Genomic DNA, 2,608 nt, shown 5'->3' on the forward strand with positions numbered 1-2,608 from the left:
CGTGTCTGAAAACCCGCTCTTCCCAAGAGATTAGGCGCAATCTTCAGCGTTCTTTCAGCCGGCTATCAATTCTGTCTCAGGTAACGCCGCTATACTGAAAGCAGCACACTTGATGACAGAAATGAGGAATCCCTGATGGCCTCTCCACAAGCTTATTTGCCTTTTCATTTTCATACGATGGCCTCTGATATAGAATTGCTGCTTTATTGTTCGGAAGAAGATCAATCCCGTATTCATCATGCCGGGACAGACTGGTTTCGGCGCGTTGACCAGCGCTTTAACAGCGAACTTGCCGACAGCGAAATCAATCTGCTGAATACACTTGCAGGCGAAAGCTGTCTTGTTTCCAACCAAATGCTAGAGGTGCTTTTTCTCGCTGAAATGTATCATGCGGTCACGGACGGCAATTACTCCCCCCTGCATATGCAGTCTCCACAGTTCGTGCCGACAGGTCGCGAGTGGGTCGTCGATCCAGCACACAAAACCGTCACCCTGCCGCTGCATACCCATATCGATCTGCAGGGGCTTGAGGTCAGTTGGGCCATCAAACGGCTCGCCGCCTATATCCGAAAAACGCTGGCCTTTGACAGAGGCCGGCTTGCGAGCCGCGGCGAACTCACCGTCTGGGGCAGTCCGATGCGAGATGAGCAGCCTTGGGTCATCGGGTTGCACAACCCGTGGGACGATCACCGTCAGCTGGGCTGCATCTCGATTAAGGAAGGAGCTCTATCCACATGCAGCCCCATGGAGCTGCGAGGGAATCCCGGCCCGCACTCCATACTCCAGTGCACGGTCTCCGGGCCGGATGTAGTGGAATGTCAGGTGTGGGCACGGCTGCTGTGTGCTTTGGAGCCTCAAGCAGGGCTCCCGCTGTTCACCAAGCGGAGTACCGATTGCGAAGCGCTCATCGTGACCAAAGACCAGGAGCTGCACTACTATGGTCAAGAAGCTTCATTAAATACCAAGTGGCACGACTTGTCGCTCGATCATGCACATTTTCACAAGCCATGGCAGTAACGGCGCCAATAAGGAGCTGTGGATGAATACGGCCGTTTTTCGTTGTTATCCACAAAGATAATCGATATATGCACAACCAGGGCCCAGGTTATCCACTAAAATCACACAGTTATTCACAAGTTGTGCACGTTTTATGTGGATGTTGTGATTAACCTTAGGTATCGGAGATGCCCTTTGGATTACCGCTGCTTTTAATGATACAATTTGTAAAAAAGAGCAAGGGAGCTTTTTATGATTTATGACGTCATCATCATTGGCGGCGGTTCGGCCGGCCTGATGGCTGCCATTGCGGCAAGCAAGAACGGAGCGAGCGTGCTGCTCGCAGATAAAGGCGACAAGCTCGGTCGCAAGCTGGGCATCTCTGGCGGCGGTCGGTGCAACGTCACGAATAACAAAGACATGGACGAATTGATCAAGCACATCCCCGGCAACGGCCGTTTCCTTTATAGTGCGCTATCCCAGTTTAGCAATCAGGATATTATTGCTTTCTTTGAAGGGCTTGGCATTCGGCTGAAAGAGGAGGACAACGGCCGGATGTTTCCCGTCAGCGACAAAGCGAAGACGGTCGTCGACGCGCTGATCGGCCAGGTGCGGAGCCAAGGCGTGGAGATTCGGACACACAGTCCGGTCAAAAGAGTCCTGTTCGACGGCAACCGCGTGAGCGGCGTCCTCCTGCAGTCCGGCGAGACGCTGCACAGCCGAGCGGTCATTGTGGCTTCCGGCGGGTGCTCCGTCCCGCACACCGGCTCCACAGGCGACGGCTACGCCTGGGCCGAGGCGGGCGGGCATACGATCACGCCGCTTTTCCCGACCGAGGTGCCGCTCACCTCGAAGGAAGCGTTCATCCGCAGCAAGGAGCTGCAAGGGTTGTCCCTGCGCGACGTCACGCTAAGCGTGCTGAACGCGAAGGGCAAGGCGATCATCTCGCACCGCGGGGATATGCTGTTCACGCATTTCGGCCTCTCCGGGCCGATTGCGCTGCGATGCAGTCAGTTCGTCGTTAAAGAACTGAACAAATCCGAGCGGAAGGAAGTGCTCGTCACCGTTGATCTTTTGCCGGACAGCAGTGTGGACGAGCTGTACAGCCAGAGCATGGCGCTTGCCAAAGCTGACGCCAAGAAAGCAATCAAGAACGTGCTCAAACCCCTCGTTCCCGAGCGGCTCCTTCCCCTCCTGCTGGAAAAGGCCGGACTGGACGAGCTGCTCACGTACGACAACATCCCGAAGCAAAATTGGATGGAGCTGTGCCGGTTGTTGAAAGCTTTTCCCATCACGGTGAAAGGCACGCTTTCGCTGGAAGAGGCTTTCGTCACCGGCGGCGGCGTGAATCTCAAGGAAATCGACCCTAGCACGATGCAATCCAAGCTGGTCGAAGGGTTATATTTCTGCGGCGAAGTGCTCGACATTCACGGATACACCGGCGGGTATAACATTACTGCGGCGTTTTCGACCGGTCATTTGGCGGGGACGAGCGCGGCGTCGCGGTAATAGATGGATGCGGATGGCGGATGGCCACGCTACAACCTGTAATAAGTACATCAAACTCGGTAAATCGCCCCCAAATCGAGGGAAGAACCTGTAATTTGTACAG

General features: G+C 55.0%; 2 protein-coding genes. Both read left to right on the forward strand.

Annotated features, from left to right (window positions below):
• The first annotated feature begins 135 nt into the window (after positions 1–135).
• A complete protein-coding gene (locus tag EJQ19_RS31545; protein ID WP_126145161.1) occupies positions 136–1,017 on the forward strand; it encodes an FAD:protein FMN transferase in 882 nt (293 codons plus the stop codon).
• A gap of 231 nt (positions 1,018–1,248) precedes the next feature.
• The gene (locus EJQ19_RS31550) at positions 1,249–2,505 is read left to right on the forward strand and encodes a BaiN/RdsA family NAD(P)/FAD-dependent oxidoreductase (protein WP_126145162.1); all 1,257 of its coding nucleotides are present in this window, start codon (positions 1,249–1,251) and stop codon (positions 2,503–2,505) included.
• Positions 2,506–2,608 lie beyond the last annotated feature (103 nt).

Source organism: Paenibacillus whitsoniae (genome assembly GCF_003955665.1).
Taxonomy (GTDB): domain Bacteria; phylum Bacillota; class Bacilli; order Paenibacillales; family NBRC-103111; genus Paenibacillus_E; species Paenibacillus_E whitsoniae.